General features: G+C 68.3%; 16 protein-coding genes. 10 read left to right on the top strand and 6 right to left on the bottom strand.

The features are described 5' to 3' along the window. Positions 1–102 precede the first annotated feature (102 nt). The 3 genes from L593_RS04855 to L593_RS04845 all read left to right on the top strand — a co-directional run bounded on the left by L593_RS04855 (position 103) and on the right by L593_RS04845 (position 3905). Entirely contained in the window at positions 103–1164 is a 1062-nt protein-coding gene (locus L593_RS04855; protein WP_020445821.1) for a DUF2304 family protein, read from the top strand. A gap of 283 nt (positions 1165–1447) precedes the next feature. Continuing rightward, positions 1448–2596, top strand: coding sequence for a sulfatase-like hydrolase/transferase (locus L593_RS04850; RefSeq protein WP_020445820.1), 1149 nt, complete (start codon positions 1448–1450; stop codon positions 2594–2596). 4 nt (positions 2597–2600) lie between these two features. Continuing rightward, positions 2601–3905 carry a sulfatase-like hydrolase/transferase gene (locus L593_RS04845; protein WP_049894307.1) on the top strand — a complete coding sequence of 435 codons (1305 nt, stop codon included), beginning with the start codon at positions 2601–2603 and terminating at the stop codon, positions 3903–3905. A gap of 228 nt (positions 3906–4133) precedes the next feature. On the opposite strand, the gene L593_RS04840 is transcribed toward L593_RS04845, so the two are convergent. Beyond that, positions 4134–5885 (bottom strand): glycosyltransferase family 39 protein, encoded by a 1752-nt coding sequence (locus L593_RS04840; protein ID WP_020445818.1) that lies wholly within the window; start codon positions 5883–5885, stop codon positions 4134–4136. 171 nt (positions 5886–6056) lie between these two features. On the opposite strand from L593_RS04840, the gene L593_RS16390 reads away from it, so the two are divergent. Continuing rightward, the gene (locus tag L593_RS16390; RefSeq protein WP_020445817.1) at positions 6057–6185 is read left to right on the top strand and encodes a hypothetical protein; all 129 of its coding nucleotides are present in this window, start codon (positions 6057–6059) and stop codon (positions 6183–6185) included. A gap of 29 nt (positions 6186–6214) precedes the next feature. Here the strand turns inward: L593_RS16390 and glmS are convergent, their stop codons facing one another. From glmS to glmM, 4 genes are all read right to left on the bottom strand, one after another. Continuing rightward, positions 6215–8026 (bottom strand): glutamine--fructose-6-phosphate transaminase (isomerizing), encoded by a 1812-nt coding sequence (gene glmS / locus L593_RS04835; RefSeq protein ID WP_020445816.1) that lies wholly within the window; start codon positions 8024–8026, stop codon positions 6215–6217. A gap of 1 nt (position 8027) precedes the next feature. Further along, positions 8028–9200: a sugar phosphate nucleotidyltransferase gene (locus L593_RS04830; protein ID WP_020445815.1), complete on the bottom strand. Its 1173-nt coding sequence runs from the start codon at positions 9198–9200 to the stop codon at positions 8028–8030. 117 nt (positions 9201–9317) lie between these two features. Beyond that, on the bottom strand, positions 9318–10556 hold the full coding sequence (glmU, locus tag L593_RS04825) for a bifunctional sugar-1-phosphate nucleotidylyltransferase/acetyltransferase (protein ID WP_020445814.1): 1239 nt from the start codon (positions 10554–10556) through the stop codon (positions 9318–9320). 81 nt (positions 10557–10637) lie between these two features. Continuing rightward, positions 10638–11996 (bottom strand): phosphoglucosamine mutase, encoded by a 1359-nt coding sequence (glmM, locus tag L593_RS04820; RefSeq protein ID WP_020445813.1) that lies wholly within the window; start codon positions 11994–11996, stop codon positions 10638–10640. Between the two features lie 156 nt (positions 11997–12152). Here glmM and L593_RS04815 point away from each other — a divergent pair, with 156 nt between their 5' ends. From L593_RS04815 to L593_RS04795, 5 genes are all read left to right on the top strand, one after another. Further along, a complete protein-coding gene (locus tag L593_RS04815; RefSeq protein ID WP_020445812.1) occupies positions 12153–13136 on the top strand; it encodes a GDP-mannose 4,6-dehydratase in 984 nt (327 codons plus the stop codon). Positions 13137–13273: 137 nt separating this feature from the next. Further along, entirely contained in the window at positions 13274–13561 is a 288-nt protein-coding gene (locus tag L593_RS04810; RefSeq protein WP_020445811.1) for an amphi-Trp domain-containing protein, read from the top strand. A gap of 115 nt (positions 13562–13676) precedes the next feature. Continuing rightward, positions 13677–14552 carry a universal stress protein gene (locus L593_RS04805; protein WP_020445810.1) on the top strand — a complete coding sequence of 292 codons (876 nt, stop codon included), beginning with the start codon at positions 13677–13679 and terminating at the stop codon, positions 14550–14552. A 114-nt stretch (positions 14553–14666) separates the two neighbouring features. Continuing rightward, positions 14667–15086: a DUF2267 domain-containing protein gene (locus L593_RS04800; RefSeq protein ID WP_020445809.1), complete on the top strand. Its 420-nt coding sequence runs from the start codon at positions 14667–14669 to the stop codon at positions 15084–15086. Between the two features lie 69 nt (positions 15087–15155). After that, positions 15156–15899: a nucleotidyltransferase family protein gene (locus tag L593_RS04795; protein WP_020445808.1), complete on the top strand. Its 744-nt coding sequence runs from the start codon at positions 15156–15158 to the stop codon at positions 15897–15899. A 9-nt stretch (positions 15900–15908) separates the two neighbouring features. Here the strand turns inward: L593_RS04795 and aglM are convergent, their stop codons facing one another. Continuing rightward, positions 15909–17237 carry a UDP-glucose 6-dehydrogenase AglM gene (gene aglM / locus L593_RS04790; protein WP_020445807.1) on the bottom strand — a complete coding sequence of 443 codons (1329 nt, stop codon included), beginning with the start codon at positions 17235–17237 and terminating at the stop codon, positions 15909–15911. Positions 17238–17436: 199 nt separating this feature from the next. Between aglM and L593_RS04785 the strand changes: the two genes are divergently transcribed. Continuing rightward, entirely contained in the window at positions 17437–17706 is a 270-nt protein-coding gene (locus L593_RS04785; RefSeq protein WP_020445806.1) for a hypothetical protein, read from the top strand. Positions 17707–17755 lie beyond the last annotated feature (49 nt).

Here is a 17755-nt window from a genome sequence, read left to right as displayed (position 1 = left end):
CGTGCGGCGCTGGGCTGCCGCTCGCCATCGGCTCCCCACTCTCTCGCAGTTAGCTTCCGAAATGACTAACTCGCCAGCCATTCGGATTTCGAGGTGATTACAGTGACGCCCTCGTCGCTCGCGATCGGCCTGCCCGGGCTGAGCAACACCGTCCTGCAGCTCTTCCTCGTCGCCGTCGCAGTGCTCGTCTTCGCGTGGGGGTTCGAGCGCTACCGGACGAACTTCTCGCGCACGGAGCTGGCAGTCGCGACCGCGATCTCGCTGGGGCTGCTCACCGTCGGCGTGCTCCCTGGCATCTTCGGCGCGATCGGTGGCGTCCTCAACGTCGAGCGCCGATCGCTCGTCGTCTCCCTGCTGGCGAACGTCGCCTTCGCGTTCCTGTTGCTCTACGCGCTGGCGATGATCCGGAACAACCAGCTGTCGATCAGCGAACTCACCCGACAGCTCGCGATCCGGAACGTCGACGGTCGGGCGCACGACGAGCCGACCGTCGGCGTCGTCATCCCAGCCTACAACGAGGCCGAGAGCGTCCGCGGCGTCGTCGAGTCGCTGCCCGGGCGCGTGCTGGGCCACCGCGTCGAGGCGATCGTCGTCTCGGACGGATCCAAAGACGACACGCGCGCCGCGGCGGCCGACGCCGACGCGATCGTCACCGAACACCCGATCAACCAGGGGCAGGGCGGCGCGCTCAAGACCGGGTTCGCGATCGCCCAGCAACACGGCGCCGACGTCGTCGTGACGATGGACGCCGACGGCCAGCACCGCGCCGCCGACCTCGAGTCCCTGATCGAGCCGATCCTCGAGGACCGCGCGGACTACGTCCTCGGCTCCCGGTATCTCGGCGAGGACGACTCGGGTAACAGCCCGACGCGCCGGTTCGGCATCCGCGCGTTCACCTGGTTCATCAATCTCGTCTCGAAGGCCGACGTGACGGACTGTACGAACGGCTATCGTGCGATCCGGGGCTCCCGGCTCGACGAACTCACGCTGACCGAGGAGCGCTTCAGCGCCCCGGAGCTCATCATCGAGGCCCGCAAGAACGGGCTCCGTATCGAGGAGGTCCCCGTCACGATCCGTAGTCGCGACGCCGGCGAGACGAAGAAGCCGAAGCTCGGGTACGCCCTCGGGCTCACGCGGACGATCCTCGTGACGGTCGTTCGGTAACTCATACTGGTCGTTCCGGAACTCGTAATCGTCGTTCGGCAATCGGCTGTCGTCGCCTCTCCGCCGTTCGGAAATGCCGACACCCGGCCGTGATACTCGACGCGCTATCACAACCCTGATACTACCCGCACGCACAGGCTCGGGTAGCCGACGGATGCGGGACGGTCGGCACCGACCCGCCGACGCCCGCAACGATCATCGACATGACGGGAGCACATCTACGCCGGCGGTCGCCCGACGCGCTGGGGGTCGCCGGACAGCGAAGTGCCGGAGGGTCTCGGCCATGAGAGACGTCGTCCTCGTCACGGCCGACTCCGTCCGCTACGATTTCGCGGAAGAGATGGCGTTCGTCGACTCGCTGGATCCGATGCTCGGCATCACCGCCGGCCACTACACCCGGCCGAGTCTCGGCGGGCTTCACTCCGCGCGCCTCACTGGTTCGATCCAGTCCAAGGCCGTCTCGCCGACGATCGCGGAGGTCTTCGACGACGCGGGGTACACCTGCCTCGGCGTCGCTGCCAGCGCGCAGGCTGACCCCGCGTTCGACTTCGACGCAGGCTTCGACCACTACGAGAACTTCATGGACGGCGGCGGGAACGCCGTCGAGAACCGCCGGAGTTCCCTGCGTGAGTACCTCGGCCAGTTCGAGGTCGTCCGGGCGGTCTACCACCGTCTCTTCCCGATGGAGGCGGTCCTCTCCGGCCTCCCGCCGGACGACGACGTGGTCGACCACGCAATCGAGCACTTCAACGACGCCGAGGGCCCGCGCTTCCTCTGGGTCCACCTGATGGAGAGCCACCGCCCCTACGGCCGCGGCGACGATGCGCTCCCGACCGAACTCGATCGGAAGGCCGAAGCGAGCGGCCGCGACTCGCTCCTCCCCGATCCCGAGTTGACCGACGCCGAGCACGAGGAACTCGTCGACACGTACCGCGACGCCCTCGCCCAAACCGACGAGCGCGTCGAGCGCCTCTACGAGGAGATCGACGCCGAGGATCCGATCTTCGCGTTCACCTCAGACCACGGCGACGAACTCGGCGAGGAGGGCTACTACTACCACCAGGGGTACCGCCGGCGCGTCCCGGATCCGATCGTCCAGGTCCCGCTGGCGATCGACGGGGTCGACGTCGCCGCGGATCGGGCGAGCCTGCTCGACGTCGGGCCGACGCTCGCGAGCGCCGCCGGCGTCGAACCCCCCGCGGAGTGGCCGGGGCACGACCTCCGGGAGTCTGGCACCGAAAAGGCCGTGACGGTCGCCCCGTGGCACGAGGATGCGACCGTCGCGATCCGCGATCGGGAGTCGACGCTGATCGCCGCGGACGCGGACGTCTCCTTCGAGGAGGGCGGCGAGGAAGCGTCGGTCGGCCGCGCCGACGTGGACGAATCGGTCGAGCAGCGCCTGCAGGAACTCGGCTACAAGGATGCCGGGTGAGGAGATGAGCAACGGCGGATCCGAGGATCCGCCAGCTGAGCGTCCGAACGTCCTCTTCGTCTGCGTCGACTGCCTCCGCTCGGACTTCGTGGGCACCGACCACGCGGACACCCCTTTCATCGATTCGCTCGTCGAGCGCGGTGCCAGCTACCCGTCGACGTTCGCGACTGCGACCACGACCACCCCCGCGGTCGCGAGCTTCATGACCGGTCGCTACTCCGAGGGCAACGGCATCCACTCGCTGGACGAGGGCCGCCTTCGCGAGGACGTCGACACCCTCGCCGAGCGATTCTCGGAGGCGGGCTACGAGACGACCGCGATGGTCACCGGCCCCCTCGTCGAGGACACCGGGCTCGATCGCGGCTTCGACGAGTATCACTACCGCGATCGGACCGAGAAGCTGACCGAAGAGTGGGAGGCCGAAGCCGCCGATGCGATCGAGTCCCTCGCCGAGTCCGACGCTGACGATCCGTTCTTCTGCTACCTCCACCTGTGGGCCATCCACAAGCCGATCGAGGTCCCGCCCGACTTCGACGACCCGCAGTACGGCGAGACGCCCTACGCCCGCACGCTGTCGGCGCTGGACCGATCGCTGGAGCGCGTCTGCGACCGACTGCCGGATGATACGGTGATCGCGCTGCACGGCGACCACGGCGAGGCCATTACCTGGATCCACAATCCCGTTCACAAGCTCGGGAAGTACGCTCGCACCGGCCTGCGGTACTACCTCGGCCTCGACACCCGCCCGATCGAGCGCCGGATCGACCGGTTCGTCGCGGAGCGGTGGCCGCGTTCCGTTCCGGATCGCTTCCTCGACGACCGCCACGGCGAGAACGTCGCCGACCCCGTCGCGAACGTGCCTTTCGTACTGTCGGGGCCGGGGATTCCCGAGGCCGAGGTCGACGCGCAGGTCCGGCAGGTCGACGTTTTTCCGACGCTGCTCGACCTGCTCGACGGCGACGATCGATCGGCTACTGAGGAAGGCACCGAGTCGATCGACGGCGAATCGCTGCTGTCGCCCGAGCGCGTCACGGATCGCGACGCCTACATGCGTGCCTGCGGTGCCTCGCTCCTCAAACGGGAGAGTTGGGCCCGCGGGCTGCGTGCCGACGGCAAGAAGCTCGTGGTCTATCCGGACCGCGACTGGTCGCCGGAGTTCTACGACCTGGAGGAGGATCCCCTGGAGCTGTACCCGATCGACGACGAGGACGCCATCGAGCAGTATCGCGCTCGGTTCCCCGACCGGGAACTCACCGAGGGCGAACGGCTGGAGATCGACGGCTTGCTCGAGGATCTCGGGTACAAGTAAGCACGTGTCGACGTCGCGGAGGACCTCGCAGCGCAGCAACTGCCTCGAAAGCCCTCGACCCGCACGCCCACGCTCAGCCAGATATCCTCATTCGCTTCGCTCATTCGGATAGGGCCGGCTGAGCGTGGGCGAGACGGGCCTCGCCCTTTCAGTCCGCCAGGTGGAGAGTGGTCTCAGTATCGCGATACCGCTCGGACGTTCGCCTGCAGTCCGAGGAAGCTCGCGGCATCAGTCTCCGCAGTTCGCGCCCTCACCTTCCGGCACCGTCGGCTCCATCACGATAATCCGCGGGTTGTTGGTGTTCCGCGAGGGCGGCTCCAGCCGAAGCGCGCGCTCGAAGTTCGCCTCGGCGTCGCGCTGGAGGTTCGGATCGGACGGGCCGAACTCCGCGACGACCCGGTAGCCTTCCTCGCCCGCGAGCAGCGAGTCGAAGAAGGCCGTGCGGTTCGGCGAGATCACCGGGTCCTCGACGTAGCGCTCGTAGTGGAAACTCGAGAGCACGAGGTAGTCCGTCTCGTGACAGCGCACCCGCTCGAGGACGCGCTCCTTCCGGGCGTCGGTGTGCCTGTCGTAGAGCGGGTCGACGGACGCGCGGGTGACGTTCACAGTCTCGGGGAAGGCGGGCAGGTACACCGGCTTCGTGAGGACGGTGACCTCCGCCCCGTCTTCCAGGTTCCCGTCGAGCCATTCGGTGGCCTCACCGCGGGACGTGCTCCAGACCATCGCGCCGCTGGCGGTGTAGAACAGCGAGAGCAGGAGGACGATCGCGAGGGCTGCGCGGGCGACCGTGTGGAACTCGCGGGGTCGCTCGGCGTCGATCGCCCAGGCGCCGACCAGTCCGACGAACACTGCGAGCAGCGGGACGATCAACAGGATCCGGTTGTACTGCGTACTGGAGGTGAACGAGTCGACCAGGAAGAACGCGACCGCGAAACCCAGGGGGTAGAGGGTGAATCGGCTCACCCGATCCGTCACGGCGAGCACCGCCACGCCAATCGTCGCGAGGATCACCAGGGCGAGCAGCGGCACGCCGAGTGCGGTGACGAGGTGGCCGAGGTGGGCGATCCACCCCGGCTCGTTGGCGGCGTAGAAGGTTGCGCCGCCGGATTTCACCGTGAAGTAACGCGCGATCTCGTCGACGTAGCGGCCGGGGTGGACGAGCAACGACGGTGTCGTCGCCACGTACGTCGCGATCGCCGCCACGGGGTAGCGGACGAGATCGCGGATCGCGTCGGCTGAGAGGAGTTCGGCAGGCTCGTACCGGCGGAAGGCGAGGATCGCGACGACGAACACGAGCACGCCCGCGGTGGCCTTCGTCGAGATGGCGAGGCCCGTCGCGGCGGCGCCGTAGAGCAGGTAACGGTCCTCGCCGGTGTCGTGGTGCCAGACGAGCAGCAGGAACGTCCAGACGGCGAAGCACGCGACGACGACGTCCTCGGTGGCGTACTTCGCCGTGAGCACGAAGCCGAGACTCACCGACAGCGTCGTCCCGGCGATGACGCCAGCCGGTTTCCCGCCGAGCCTGCGGGCGAGGAGGGCGACGCCCAGCACCGTCAGCAGCCCCGCAGTCGCGGAGACGAGACGCCCCGTCCGCACGAGCAGGTGGTAGGTCTCGAGGAGCTGCTGGTTCGCCTCGGCCCACTGGCCGCCGTCGGTGTACTGCGAGACGCGATTGGCCTCGTCGAGCACGGCCTGGATCTGCCCGGTCGCGAACCAGTAGGCGCCGACGGGCAGCATGACGACGACGTAGGCGAGCGCGAGCAGCCAGATGTGGAGGTTCCCGCCCTTCTTGAACTCCGTCATCCCGTAGGGCTCCCGGGCGATCGTCAGCGGCTGGGTCGTCGCCGCGACCTCGTCGGGGATCATCTGGTAGGGCGCGATCCGCCAGATGCCGAAGTACAGGAGAACGGCGGCCAGAACCAGCACGCCGGTGAGCCAGGGATTCGCCTGGATCTCCCGGCGGATCCGGTCGCGGTTCATCTACCGCGAGCGAACTCCCTACAGGCGTTTCAACGGTTCGGTTCCCCGTCTCTCCTCCCGTCACCGTCGGTAAAATGTGGAGCGCCCCGACGTCCAGCGCCTCGAAACCCCTCACCATAGGGGCCTTCCCACAGGACTTATTACGGATGGCAAAGATGAGTGACTCAGACAATGAGTAACTCCAGCGAGGTCAGCGACGACGCCGCCTGTGACGTCTCACACGTCGACGACGTCGAGGACGGCTGTGGCTGCGTGGAAGTCTGGGAACACCTCTCCGAGCAGCGCACGGCCGACGACTGACCGTTCGAGAACAGCGTGCCGAACGTCGGCTACTCGACGGTAACGCTCTTCGCCAGGTTCCGCGGCTTGTCGATCGACCGATCCTTGGACTCCGCCACGTAGTACGCGAAGAGCTGCCAGTAGACGTTGGCGACGAGCGGTTCGAGGACGCCGACGTCGGGCACCGGCCACTCGACGTCGAGATATCGATCCGCTCCCTCGTGGGACGACGCCCCGATGACTGGTGCGCCGCGCGCCTGCACCTCCTTCACGTTGTTGAGCGTGGCATCCGGGCGGGAGCCATCGGTCATGATCGCGAGAACCGGGGTGTCGGGCGTTACCAGCGCGAGCGGGCCGTGCTTGAGTTCTCCAGCAGCGAACCCCTCGGCGTGATCGTACGAGATTTCCTTGAGCTTCAGTGCTCCCTCGAGTGCGACCGGACACCCGTACTGTCGACCGACGAAGAAGAAGGCGTCCGCGTCGGCGTGCTCGCGTGCGACCTCGCCGACGTCGTCCGCCCGATCGAGCACCTGCTGGACGGCGCCCGGAACGCCACGGAGCGAGGACAGCACCTCGCTCGCGCGGTCGGAGGAGAGCGTGCCGCGCTGTCGACCGAGCGCGACCGAGAGCATCGTCATCGTCGCGACCTGCGAGGCGAAGGTCTTCGTCGCCGCGACCCCGATCTCGGGGCCAGCGCGGATGAAGAGGCTGTCGTCGGTCTCCCTCGTCACAGTGCTGCCGAGCGTGTTCGTCACGGAGAGGGTTCGGGCGCCGGCGCGACTCGCCGAACGGATCGCCGAGAGCGTGTCAGCAGTCTCGCCGCTCTGGGTCACCGCGACCGTGAGCGTTCGCCAGGGATCCCGGCCCCCGGAGAACTCGTACTCGCTGGCGATCTCGACGGTTGCGCGCACGTCTGCCAGCTCCTCGACGAGTTCGGCGGCGTACCGCGCAGCGTAGTTCGAGGTCCCCGCCGCCACGAACTGGACCTCCTCGAGCGATGAGACGTACTCCGCTGGGAGATCGAGGTCGAGGTCCACCGTTCCGGCGTCGGGATCGATCCGCCCGGAGAGCGTCTGCCGGAGCGCAGCGGGCTGTTCGTGGATCTCCTTGAGCATGTAGTGCTCGTAGCCGCCCTTCTCGGCGGCGTCGGCCTCCCAGTCGAGCGTCTCTCGGTCGGGATCGGCCGTTTCGCCGTCGCGCTCGATCGTCACACCTCCGGCAGCAAGGATCGCGAGGTCGCCATCCTCGAGGTACGTGACCTCGCGCGTCTGTTCGAGGAAGGCAGTCACGTCGCTCGCGAGGAACTGTTCGCCGTCGCCGTGCCCCACGACGAGCGGGCTGTCCCGGCGCGTCGCGTAGAGTTCGTCGTCGCCTGCGATCGTCACGACGATCGCGAAGCTCCCTTCGAGCCGTTCGACGGCGGAGCGGACCGCCTCGCGGGGCGACGCCCCTGTCTCGAGTTCGGCCTCGATCAAGTGGGGGACGACTTCGGTGTCGGTCTCGCTGGTGAAGGTGTGCCCGTCCGCGTCGAGTTCCGCTCGCAGCGCGTCGTAGTTCTCGATGATTCCGTTGTGCACGACCGCGACGTCGCCCGAGCAGCCGGTGTGTGGGTGAGCGTTCGCGTCCGTCGGTGGCCCGTGGGTCGACCAGCGAGTGTGGCCGATTCCACGGTGCTGCGGGGCGGACTCGGGCAGCGCAGCACGAAGCGCGTCGACCTCACCCGAGCGCTTGTACACGTCGAGATCGCCGTCGGCGAGCGCGACGCCCGCCGAGTCGTAGCCGCGATACTCGAGGTTCGAGAGGCCGGTTGCCAAAACCGGAAGGGCGGCGCCAGTGCCGACGTAGCCCACGATTCCACACATGTTAGCCCCTCCGAATCACGGTGCCCTCGCCGACGGTCCCCGACGCGCTCGCACCGGGGGCGACCTCGGCGTCGTCGTACAGGATCGCACCCGGATCGAGGACGGCACCGCCGCCGATGCTGGCGTTATCGCCGATCACGCCACCCAGCCTGACGTCTTCGTGTACGGTTCCCTCGACGATCACCGTCGCCTCGCCACCGGGGACCGTCGCGTTCGCTCCAATCGTGGCGTTTGCGCCGACGATGCAGTCCCGGAGCACCGCACCGGGACCGACCGTCGCGTCGGGGAAGACGACGGAGCGTTCGACGACGGCGTTCGCACCGACGCTCGCGTTGTCGGCGAGCGTCGTGCCGCGACCGATCGTGGCGTTTGCCCCGACGCGGGAGCCGCTCGCGAGGTGCGTCGCGTCCGCGACCGTCGCACTCTCGGCGACGGACCCCGCCACGGCGCCGCCGTCTCGATCCAGCATTCGGCCAGTGACCGACGGGAGGTCCCAGAGGTGTGACACGTCGAGCCAGAGCCCGTCGTTGCGGACTGCCCGCACCGTCCCGTCGGCGAGCAGCCGATCGATCGTCGCGGTGATCGACTGCTCGCCGTCGTCGTCGGTCGGCGTTCCGCGAATGGCCTCGAACACCGCCTGTGTGAACCCGTACACGCCGGCGTTAATGAGATCTGACGCCGGTTCGCGTGGTTTTTCCACGAGGTCGACGACGCGGTCGCCCTGCACGTTGACGACGCCGTACTCCGACGGCGTGGCGGAGCGCGTGACTGCCATCGCCGGCCCGTCGTCGCCCGATTGCAAGGCCGATCGGACCGACTGCACGGTCTCGGTGTCGATGATGCGGTCGCCATTCAGCACGAGGAACGGCCCGTCGACGAGGGATTCGGCCTGCACTACGGCGTGGCCCGTCCCGAGTTGCGTCTCCTGGAGTGCGTAGCTGATCTCGACGTCCCAGTCGTCGCCGTCGCCGAAGTGGGTCTGGATCCGATCGCGCTCGTACCCGACCACGAACACCACGTGCTCGATCCCCGCGTCGACGACCGCCTCCAGCACGTACTCCAGCAGGGGCTGATCGACGATCGGAAGCATTGGCTTCGGCCGGCGGTTCGTGAGCGGTTCGAGCCGGCGGCCCTCCCCCGCCGCAAGGATCACCGCCGTCGTGACCTCGGTCATGGCATCGTATTTTGCCGGGTCGCACTTCAACACACCGTCGCTACTCGCGTGTGTCGATGCGTCGCGATCCCTGTCGAGGACCGAATTGCCGCTCCCAGCGCGGCGGTTTCGGCCTCGTTACTCCCGTCCGCGATCCCGGGTCACCGTCTCTCCGGGTTCCGTCGCCGCCCCCGTCCCGAGCACGACGCCGGCGTTCAGGCTGGTGTCGATCCCGGTCTTCACCTCGTCGCCGAGCACGACGCCGAGCTTCCGACGGCCGGTATCGACGGCCTCGCCCTTGACGCGCATCCGGACGTTGGCGTCGTCGTGGCGGAGGTTCGCGACGACAGTCCCCGCCCCGAAGTTCGAGTGAGCGCCGAGCACGGAGTCGCCGACGTAGGAGAGGTGCGCGGCGTGAGCGTCCTCGAGGAGCACGGAGTTCTTGACCTCGACGCCGTTGCCGATCCGGACGTCCGGCCCGATCACGCTCGCCCCGCGAACGTACGCATTGGGACCGACGTCCGCGCCGGATCGGATCACCACTGGTCCCTCGACGTAGGCGCCGGATCGAACGCGTGCGCCGTCCTCCACCACGACCGGGCCGTGGAGCGTTGCGCCCTCCTCGACGGTCCCATCGAGTGCCGCATCCGCGGAATCTAGCTGTCCGAGCACCGACTCGTTCGCGTCGAGCAGCTCCCAGGGCCGCCCGACGTCGAGCCAGGTGCCGTCGTACTCGACGGCGGCGATCGCCTCGTCATCTTCGAGCAGGAGATCGATCGAGTCCGTGATCTCGTACTCGCCGCGGGGGCTCAGCGAGGTCCGATCGATCGCGTCGAACACCGACGGCTCGAAGGCGTACACGCCGACGTTGCCGAGGTCGGAGGGCGGATCCTCGGGCTTCTCGACGATACCGGTGACTTCGAGGTCGGCATGGGCACCGTCGCCGCTCGCCGAAGCGTCGACGTCCACGACGCCATACTGCGACGGATTCGGCACCGTCGTCACGGTGAGCGCGTGGCCGTCGGTCGCCGCGAGGGCCTCGAACAGCGCGTCGTCGAGCACGAGATCGCCGTTCAGGACGAGGAAGCGGTCGTCGACGACGTCGGCCGCCTGCCCCACTGCGTGGGCGGTGCCCTTGCGCTCGCGCTGTTCGACGTACGCGACCGGTTTGCCATCGAACTCGTCGCCGACCGTCTCGCGAATCTGCTCGCCGCGGTAGCCGACGACGAGCACGTAGCGTTCGACGTGTGGCGCGCACTGGGCCATCGCTCGTTCGAGGAGCGTCGTGGTGCCGACGGGGAGGAGCGGCTTCGGTCGGGTGTCTGTCAGCGGGCGCATCCGGGTTCCCTTGCCCGCGGCGACGATGACGGCGTCCATGGACGTGCGTTTTCGCGGTCGGGTGAAAACGGTTCGGCTCCGTCGCTGGCGATCGTGCACCGACGACTGCCGGGACGGGACTCACTCCACGATCGCGTCGTCCAGCAGGCCGTGGGCCGCCGCGAGCAGCTCGTCGGCTCGCCCCGCCTCACGCGCCTCTGCGGTCACGCGGATCAGCGGCTGCGTGCCGCTCGCGCGAACGAGGAACCAGCCGTCGTCGGTGGTCACCCTGACGCCATCGAGCGTTTCGACGTCGCTGTCGGCTGCGTCGGCGTACTCGTCGGTCGCCGCCGAGCGGATTCGCTCCATCGTCGCCGCCTTCTCGGCGACCTCGCGGCTGTCCCGCCGAATCGGGTACTGCTCGATCTCGCCGACCATCGCGGAGAGCGGGCCGCCGTCGGCGACCATTTTCGCGAGTCGACAGGCGGCGAGCGGACCGTCCGGCGCCAGGGTCTCCCCCGGCCAGATCCAGGCACCGCTGGGCTCGCCGCCGAAGCCCACGTCGGGCTGGCTGGCGCGCTCTGCGACGAACACGTCGCCGACCCGGGTCCTGACGAGATCGGCGCCGACGCCCGCGAGCGCGTCGTCGACGGCGAGGCTGGTATTGACCGGTGCTGCGACCTGACTGCCTGCGGCGGATCCTTCGACCGCGTCGGTCGCGAACAGCGCGAGGAGCGCGTCGCCGCCGACGAACCTCCCCGTCTCGTCGACGGCCATCATCCGGTCCGCGTCGCCGTCGTGGGCGACGCCGAGGTCCGCGTCGGCAGCACCGACGACTGACCCGAGCGCAGCGAGGTTCTCCTCGGTCGGCTCGCTCGGTCGGCTGGGGAAGTGCCCATCAGGGCGTTCGTTCAGCGCCGTGACGGAGCAGCCGAGTTCGCGGAGCGCGCGGACGGTGATCCCGCCGGCGCCGTTGCCGACGTCGACCACAACCTCGAGGTCCGCGAGTCCGCTGTCCGGTTCTGCAGCGATCGCGTCCACGATGGCAGCGACGTGGCGATCCTCGGCACCGTTCCAGGCCGTCCTGCTACCGACGGCCTCCCAGTCTGCTGATCCCGCCTCGCCGTTCTGGACGGTCCTCGCGATTTGCTCGCGGTGGTCCTTTCCGAACGCCTGGCCGCTGGGCTCCCAGAGTTTGAGTCCGTTGTCTTCCGGCGGATTGTGCGAGGCCGTCACGGCAATTCCGGCGTCGGCGTCCTGCCAGCCGACGCTCCGTGCGATCGTCGGCGTCGCAGCGAGGCCGAGGTCGATCACGTCCGCGCCACACTCTCTCGCACCGGCGGCCGCGGCGTCGGCGAGGAGGTCCCCGGTCGTCCGCGGATCCCGGCCGAGAACGATCCGATCCGCGCCGTCGCTCGCGACCGCTCGTCCGATCGAGAGTGCGAGATCGGCCGTCACGTCCGATCCGAAGCGACCGCGGACGCCACTTGTTCCGAACACGGTCCGCGGTTCGAGGGTCGGGTACTAAGCAACACCGGCGTTCGATCGTCGGTGCGGTAACGTCTCCTTTCGGTCGTGGGCGCAGGGCCGCTCCTGGCGGAAGACCGGGCAGCGCGAACCACAATCGCCAAACCGCTCCGCCGAGAGGTCCACGCAATGACAGTCCTCGTCACCGGCGGAGCGGGGTTCATCGGCTCGCACGTCACGCACGCGCTCCTCGAGGAGGGCCACGAGGTCGTCGTGGTCGATCCGCTCGATCCCTACTACGACGTCGGGATCAAGGAGCGGAACCTCGAGATCGCCCGCGAAATCGCCCCGGAGCGCTTCGAGTGGGTCGACGGCTCGATCACGGACCAGTCCCTCGTCGAGGACCTCTTCGCCGAACACGCGTTCGACTTCGTCTACCACGAGGCCGCCCAGGCCGGCGTCCGCACGAGCGTCGAGAACCCCCTGAAGCCTCACGAGATCAACACGACCGGCTTCCTCCACGTCCTCCAGGCTGCCGACGAGGCCGGCACCGAGCGCGTGATCAACGCCTCCTCCTCGTCGGTCTACGGCCGACCGGACTACCTCCCCTACGACGAGGAGCACCCGAACTACCCGAAGAGCCCCTACGGCGTCACCAAACTCGCCGCCGAGCACTACGGCAAGGTCTGGACCGACGTGTTCGACCTCCCCGTCGTCAACCTCCGGTACTTCACCGTCTACGGCCCCCGGATGCGCCCGAACATGGCGATCACGAACTTCGTCTCTCGTTGCCTGAACGGCGAACCGCCGGTCATCTACGGCGACGGCCAGCAGACGCGCGATTTCACCTACGTCGAGGACATCGTTTCGGCGAACCTCGCCCTCCTGGACACCGACGCCGCCGACGGCGAGGACGTCAACGTCGGCTCGACGGACACCATCACCATCGAGGAACTCGCCGAGCACGTCATCGACGTGACCGGCGCCGACGTCGACCTCGTTTTCGACGACGCGAAAGAGGCCGACGCCCGCCACACTCACTCCGACGTCTCGAAGGCCCGCGAACTGTTCGACTACGAGCCGACGACGGACATTCGCGAGGGCGTCGAGAAGTTCGTCGAGTGGTACGAGGCCAACCGCGAGTGGTACGAACCACTCGTCCTGAACTCCTGAGGTCGTTCCCGATCCGCCGGGTCGCGTTTCGACCGATCTGAGCCCCCACGGCAAGCCCTAGCTCAAGCAGGCCCTTCCCGGCCAGCCCACCTGATACGGGGCTCGTACTCTTCCCGGCAGCGAACGTCGGTCGATTCATGGGAGAACTCGAAACAGAGGAGACCCGGACCCGCACCGAGGTCGCGACCTACCTCCGCGATCTCGCGGAGCAACTCGACGCCGACGCCCCCGTCACGCTAACGCTGGGCGATCGGCAGGTCGACCTCGACCCCACCGACCCGATCACGTTCAAACTCGAGGGCGAGTCCGACTGGTCGGAAGGAGACACGGAGGCCAAACAGAGCATCGAGTTCGAACTCGTCTGGCGAACCGCGGCGACGACGGCTGCGGAGGGCGAACTCGACGTCGAACCGGCCGGGCAGTAAGTGGGCCGCAACGAGCGGATCCGTTCGGGCGAACGCACGCCACTCTCGCAGTCACGCGCCGAGAACCGTGCCCCGCCTTTAGGGGCGTCTGTGCCGTAGTTCCAGGTGAGCGACCATGTACGACAGAATCCTCGTTCCGGTGGACGGCAGCCCGGTCGGTGAGACGGCCGCCGCGACCGCGATCGCACTCGCCCGACGATTCGACGCCCAGGTGCACGCGCTCCACGTGCTGGAGGTGGGTGAACTCCCACCCGGCGTCGAGGACGACGAAGCAGGCCCGTTCGAAACGCAGGGGCAACAGGCGCTCGACGAGGTGTCCGAGCAGGCCGTCGAGGCGGGCGTCGAGGTGACGACGTCCATGATCACCGGCGACGCCGACGTCCACCGGGCGATCCTGGGCTACGTCGACGAACACGACGTCGACTGCATCGTCATGGGTACCCACGGCCGGCAGGGACTCGGGCGGTTGATCCTCGGGAGCGTCGCCGAGCAGACGATCCGCGAATCGCCGGTCCCGGTGATGACGGTGCACGAGGACACCGGCGTCCCCACCGAGTTCGCGTCGATCCTCGTACCGACCGACGGGAGCGACTCCTCGAACCGCGCCCTCGAGCAGGCCGTCGGGTTCGCAGCTGCTACTGGCGCTTCGATCACCGGTGCGTACGTCGTCGACGACACGGTCGTACGGAACGGCGCAGGTATGCAGGTGGCGATGGATGCGCTCGAGGATGCTGGCGAGGAGACCCTGGCGTCGCTCGCCGAGCGAGCCGCCGACGCTGGCGCCGAATCGATCGATACGACGATCCTCCACGGCGTGCCGTACCGCGCGATCGTGAACTACGCCGACGAGGAAGACGTCGACTGCATCGTGCTCGGCACCCACGGCCGCACCGGCGTCGACCGCTACCTGCTCGGGAGCGTCACGGAGCGCGTGATCCGTCTGAGCGACGTCCCCGTGCTCACCGTCGGCGGGCCGGAACCCGAGGAGTAGGAACTGCCGAACTGGTGCCCCGTTCTGGCTCCGACGGTGTAGGACCGGCATACCCCTCCAGGACCGCGAGAATCGTCCATTCGCTTTACGGACGTGGCCGTCGTTGAGCGACCTATGAACTTCGACGAGTTCACCGGCGAGGTCCAGCACCGACTCGAACTGCCCGGCACCGGGGAGGCGGTGCGCGCGACCCGGGCGACGATGATGACGCTCGGCCAGCGGATCCCCGCCGACAACGCGGAGGACCTCGCGGCGTCGCTCCCGATGGAGGTCAAGTGGTACCTCACCGACGCGGTCGACGAACACGGCGAACGCTTCGACTGGTCGACCTTCCTCGACCGCGTCGCGGAGATCGAGCAGGCCGATCCCGCGGACGCGGCGTACCACGCTCGCGTGGTCGTCGACCTCGTCCGCGAGTGCGTGCCGGAGTCCGACTTCCAGCAACTGCGCGACCAACTCCCCGAGGACGAGGACCGCGGAAACTGGGGGAAGCTCTTCGAAGTCGTCGACAGTGGCGGCTGGTCAGAACACTGAGCGGCTGCGGCACGCTGCTCGCTACAGCACCACGTCGATTTTCCCGATGGCGCTCCTTTCTCGACCCGAATGGCAGCCGACGAGACCCGCGAGTGGACCGCAATCGTCCCCGCGGCGGGCGAGGGAACGCGGCTCCGACCCCTGACTGCCGAACGACCCAAACCACTCGTCGCGGTCGCGGGGAAGCCGCTGCTCGCCCACGTCTTCGACGCGCTCGCGCCGATCGATCCCGCTTCCTTCGTCGTCGTGGTTGGCTACCGCGGCGAGCAGGTCCGAGCGCACTTCAGCGACTCGTACGGCGGCGTTCCGATCGAGTACGTCCACCAGCCGGAGCCGCGCGGCCTCGCGGACGCCGTCGGACGAGCGGCCCCCGTCGTCGACGGTCCCGCACTCGTCTGCAACGGGGACAACGTTTTCGCGACCGATCTGGAGCCGCTCGCCGCTGCCCACGAAGCGGCAGACGGCGATCCTGTCGCCACGATGCTCGTCGAGGAAGCGTCGGTCGAGACCGCTCGAGAGACTGGCGTCGTGGTGACCGACGAGGCGGGCCGCGTCGAGCGCGTCGTCGAGAAGCCCGACTCCCCGCCAAGTACGCTCGTCAGCGCCGGGGCGATCGCCGTCGAACCGTCGATCTTCGAGGCCATCGACGCGATCGAACCCGCCAACACCGGCGAGTACGAACTCGCCGACTCGCTGACCTGGCTGCTCGATCGTGGCGAGACGGTGCACACGCACCGCTATGTGGGTGAGCGGGTGAACGTGAACGCGCCGGCGGACGTCGAGCTTGCAGAAGCGGTGCTCGCGAATCGGTGAGCCCGTTGCCTACCAGGTCAGTCCTTCGTAGACGAGCCCCTCGACGTCGAGAATTGCGGGATCGATCGCGCGCCGGCCGTCGACGATCACCGGGGTGGCCATCCCTCCGACGGCCGCCGAGTCGAGCGCCTCGATCTCGTCCCAGTCGGTGGTGACGACAGCTGCGTCGGCGCCCTCGATCGCGGCCGCCGCGCTGTCGGCAGCGGTCAGGTCCGGGAAGTGCTCGCGCATGTTCTCGACGGCGACCGGGTCGTAGGCGACGATCTCGGCGCCGCGCGCTTCGAGCCCCTCGATCACCGGGATCGCTCGGGAGTTCCGCACGTCGTCGGTACCGGGCTTGAACGCGAGGCCGAGGACGGCGACCGTCTTGCCCTCCACGTCGAGGTGGCGGTCGAGGAGGTCGAGCAGGCGCTCGGGCTGGCGGTCGTTGAGGTCGACGGCGGCCTGCAGGACTGCGGGGTCGTACCCCTTTGCTTCCGCCGCTGCGATGATCGCCTTCACGTCTTTCGGGAAACAGCTGCCGCCCCAGCCGACGCCCGAGCGGAGGAAGCGCTCGCCGATGCGGTCGTCGAGCCCGATGGCGTCGGCGACCTCGTAGGCGTCGACGTCGAACTCCTTGGCGACGTTGCCGAGGTCGTTGATGAGGCTGACCTTCGCCGCGAGGAACGCGTTGTTGGCGTACTTGATGAACTCCGCCTCCGAGAGCCCCGTCTCGACGATCGGTGGGTCCTGCGCTTCGATCAACGGAGCGTAGACCTCGTAGAGGGCGTCGAGCGCGCGGTCCTCCTCAGCGTCCTCGCCGATGCCGTTCGCGCCGCCTGCCTCCGTACCGAAGACCAGCTTGTCGGGATCGAGGAAGTCAGCGACGGCGGTTCCCTCGCGCTGGAACTCGGGGTTCATCCCGACGCTCACGCGATCGCCGGCCTTCGCCTTGACGAGCGGTGCGAGGACGTTCTCGGTCGTTCCGGGGACGACCGTGCTCTTGACGATCGCGACGTGTTCGTCGACGTCGGCGAGCGCTTCGCCGAGGGCCTCGGCGGCGGCCTCGATGATGCTCGTGTCGATCGAACCGTCCTCGCGGGAGGGCGTCGGCAACGCGAGGAAGGTGATATCGGTCGCGGGAATCTCGTCGTAGTCCGTCGTCGCGCGAAGGCGGTCGCCGCCGTGCTCGGCGACGCGCTCGTCCAGCCCCGGTTCGTGGATCGGCGCCTCGCCGCCGTTGATCGCGTCCACGATGTCCTCGTCGACGTCGACCGCCGTGACCTGGTGTCCCCAGTCCGCGAACACCGCGGCGATCGTCGACCCGACGTAGCCGCTCCCGACGACGCTGACGTGCATTGGTCGTTGGGAGTCGCGGACCGCAAATGAGCGTTTGGGAACTGGTCGGACCTGGATCCCGGTCTGGGCGAGGCAGACCGGACGGCGGAGGGCAGGAAACAAGCGATCGGTCACTCGCACGGCCCGTCCCGACTGTGTCCGATTCCGGCATCGGAGACAGGTATTTCAAGTGAGACAACGAGTGGCACACTGCATCGCCATGCAACCGTGCCACAACTGCCAGACGGTCATCGACGAGTATCTCCTCGACAAACAGCTCGAACCCCTTCGCGAGCTCACGGTCGACGACTTCAACGTCTGTGCGGACTGTGCGACCATCGTCGCGGACGCCTGCGTGACGTGCGGCGGCGCGGTGTACGTTCCCCGAAGCGAGTCCGATACTCCCGATTACTGCCCGGCCTGTCGGGCCGACCACATCGACTGCACCGGCCAGGACCCGGGCTGGTCGCGTAGTCAGGCGTCTACCTGACTGTCGCTCGCTCCGGATTCCCGGGCCCGGGCAGGTGCGCCTGCTGGCA

The organism is Salinarchaeum sp. Harcht-Bsk1 (assembly GCF_000403645.1).
Classification (GTDB): Archaea; Halobacteriota; Halobacteria; order Halobacteriales; family Salinarchaeaceae; genus Salinarchaeum.
Note: the sequence above shows the minus strand (reverse complement) of the source record. Positions and strands in the feature narration are given on the sequence as shown.